Genomic DNA, 2,671 nt, shown 5'->3' on the forward strand with positions numbered 1-2,671 from the left:
CGTCACCTCGGCATAGATCTTGGCGCCGCGCGCCCTGGCATGTTCGAGCTCCTCGAGCACGACAACGCCGGCGCCCTCGCCCATGACGAAGCCGTCGCGGTCGCGATCATAGGGTCGCGACGCCGTTTGCGGCGAATCATTGCGTTCCGTCGACAGTGCCCGGCATGCGGCAAAGCCGGCGATCGACAGCCGCGTCACCGGCGCTTCGGCGCCACCGGCGACCATCACGTCGGCATCGCCCCACATGATCAACCGGGCAGCATCGCCAATGGCGTGCGCGCCGGTCGAACAGGCCGTGACGACGGCATGGTTCGGGCCTTTCAGTCCGTGCCGGATCGAAACCTGCCCGGAGACGAGATTGATGATCTGGCCCGGGATGAAGAAAGGGCTGATGCGGCGCGGGCCGCGCTCCTTGAGGATCATCGCGTTCTCGGCGATGCCCTCGATGCCGCCGATGCCGGAGCCGATCAGGACGCCGGTGGCACACCGCTCTTCATGCGTCTTGGGTTCCCAGCCGGAATCCTTCAGCGCCTCGTCGGCGGCGGCAATCCCGTAAAGGATGAAGTCGCCGATCTTGCGCAGTTCCTTGGGCTCGAGCACGGCCTCGGGATTGAAGGTGGCATTGCTGCCGTCACCACGCGGAATGACGTGGGCGATCTTGCAGGCAAGATCCTCCACCTCGAACTCAGTGATGCGCTTGGCAGCGCTGCGGCCGGTCAGAAGTTCCTTCCAGCTGTGCTCGAAGCCCATGCCGAACGGCGACAGCAACCCAAGGCCCGTGACGACGACACGCCTCATCGCAGGTCCTCCCCGGTGATGACTGCGGAAAGCGTCAGGCCGAAGCCTTGTCGATGTACTTCACGGCATCGCCAACGGTCAGGATGGTCTCAGCCGCATCGTCGGGAATCTCGACGCCGAATTCTTCTTCGAACGCCATGACGAGTTCGACCGTGTCGAGGCTGTCGGCGCCCAGATCATCGATGAAGCTCGCCTGCTCCGTCACTTTGTCGGCATCGACGCCAAGGTGCTCGATGACGATCTTCTTGACGCGCTCTGCGGTGTCACTCATTTGGGCATCCTCGTCTTTTGTTTGTCTGTCTTCGTTAGCGGGCAGAATGCCGCTAATCAAGCTGAAAGATGGTCCTGCCGGAAACGCAACGACTACGGACCGGTTTTTGCCCGAACCGCCGGGTTGCGGGCCGCATTACACGAAAAATAGCTGAGGTCCAAGCCGAAATGGTCTCTTTTCACAACCCGCCGGCGTTGCTGCCGAACCTCGTCAAATCATAGCCATGCCGCCATTTACGTGGATGGTCTGGCCAGTGACGTAGGCGGCTTCGTTGGAGGCGAGATAAGCGACGGCGGACGCGACTTCAACGCTGGTGCCCATGCGCCGCGTCGGGATCGCCGCCATGATCGCCTCTTTCTGCTTGTCGTTGAGCTTGTCGGTCATCGCCGATTCGATGAAGCCCGGGGCGACGCAGTTGACGGTGATGTTGCGGGTGGCGATCTCCTGTGCCAGCGATTTGGAGAAGCCGATCATGCCGGCCTTTGAGGCGCAGTAATTGGTCTGGCCGGGATTGCCGGTGATGCCGACCACCGAGGTGATGTTGATGATGCGGCCATGGCGGCGGCGCATCATCGGGTGGGTGAGTTCGCGGGTCAGCCTGAACACGGCGGTCAGGTTGACCTCGAGCACGCTGTCCCAGTCGGCATCCGACATGCGCACGAACAGGCCGTCCTTGGTGATGCCGGCGTTGTTGACCAGGATGTCGACGCCTTCGAGATCGGCTTCGGCTTTCTGGCCGAGCGCCTTGACCTCCTCACGGTTGGACAAATTGGCCGGGAACAGCTTGACCCGGTCGCCAAGCTCGCTAGCCAGCGCTTCCAGTTTCTCGACGCGGGTGCCATGCAGGCCGACGATCGCGCCCTGCGCATGCAACATCCTGGCGATCGCCTCGCCGATGCCGCCGGATGCGCCGGTGACGAGCGCCTTGCGGCCAGTCAATTCGAACATTTTTGTCTCCTGATTGAGAAGAGAACACCCTTTACAGGGATGGGATCAAATGACGCTTTATGCAAGCGCCGCCATGGCCGCCTCGACGTCAGCCGCGGTGCCGACCGACGCGGTGGCGACATCGCGGTTGATGCGCCGCGCCAATCCTGAAAGCACCTTGCCGGCGCCGATCTCGTAAAGCGTGGTGACGCCGTTTGCGCCGAACCATTCCACCGTCTCGCGCCAACGCACGCGGCCGGTTATCTGTTCGACCAGGCGGCGGGCGATCTCGTCTGGATCGCTGGTCGGGCTGACCGTAACATTGGAGAGGACGGGAACCACCGGCGCGTTCTTTGCCACGCCGGCCAGGGCTTCGCGCATGACGTTCGCGGCCGGCGCCATCAGCGCGGAATGGAAGGGCGCGGACACCTGCAGCATCAGCGCGCGTTTGGCGCCTTTCTCGGTGCACAGTTTCGCGGCCAGTTCGACCGCGGCCTTGGCGCCGGAGATGACCAGTTGGCCACCGCCATTGTCGTTGGCGATCTGGCAGACAGAGCCTTTGGCGGCTTCCGCGCAAGCGGCTTCGACATCGGCATGTTCCAATCCGATGATCGCCGCCATGGCGCCCTCGCCGGCCGGCACCGCCGCCTGCATGGCATTGCCGCGTATGCGCAG

The 2,671-nt window shown here is 63.4% G+C and carries 4 protein-coding genes; all 4 read right to left on the bottom strand.

The genetic code is table 11. From position 1 onward, the window contains the following. On the bottom strand, nt 1-798 hold a 798-nt coding region (locus tag EN939_RS28960), incomplete at its 3' end, for a beta-ketoacyl synthase N-terminal-like domain-containing protein (RefSeq protein WP_272483116.1). 34 nt (nt 799-832) lie between these two features. Beyond that, nucleotides 833-1,069 carry an acyl carrier protein gene (locus tag EN939_RS28965; protein WP_006203723.1) on the bottom strand — a complete coding sequence of 79 codons (237 nt, stop codon included), beginning with the start codon at nt 1,067-1,069 and terminating at the stop codon, nt 833-835. Nucleotides 1,070-1,279: 210 nt separating this feature from the next. Then, complete coding sequence (gene fabG / locus EN939_RS28970) at nt 1,280-2,017, bottom strand: 3-oxoacyl-[acyl-carrier-protein] reductase (RefSeq protein ID WP_127271122.1); 738 nt, start codon at nt 2,015-2,017, stop codon at nt 1,280-1,282. 57 nt (nt 2,018-2,074) lie between these two features. Beyond that, nucleotides 2,075-2,671 (bottom strand): ACP S-malonyltransferase (locus EN939_RS28975; protein WP_164751307.1); only part of this gene is annotated, 597 nt, incomplete at its 5' end.

Origin of the sequence: Mesorhizobium sp. M7A.F.Ca.CA.002.05.1.1, assembly GCF_003998335.1 — a bacterium.
In the GTDB taxonomy this organism is placed as follows: Bacteria; Pseudomonadota; Alphaproteobacteria; order Rhizobiales; family Rhizobiaceae; genus Mesorhizobium.

Bases quoted from the DNA above. Each gene is read 5' to 3' on its own strand.
- EN939_RS28965 (WP_006203723.1), bottom strand. From the start codon at position 1,069: ATGAGTGACACCGCAGAGCGCGTCAAGAAGATCGTCATCGAGCACCTT.
- fabG (WP_127271122.1), bottom strand. From the start codon at position 2,017: ATGTTCGAATTGACTGGCCGCAAGGCGCTCGTCACCGGCGCATCCGGC.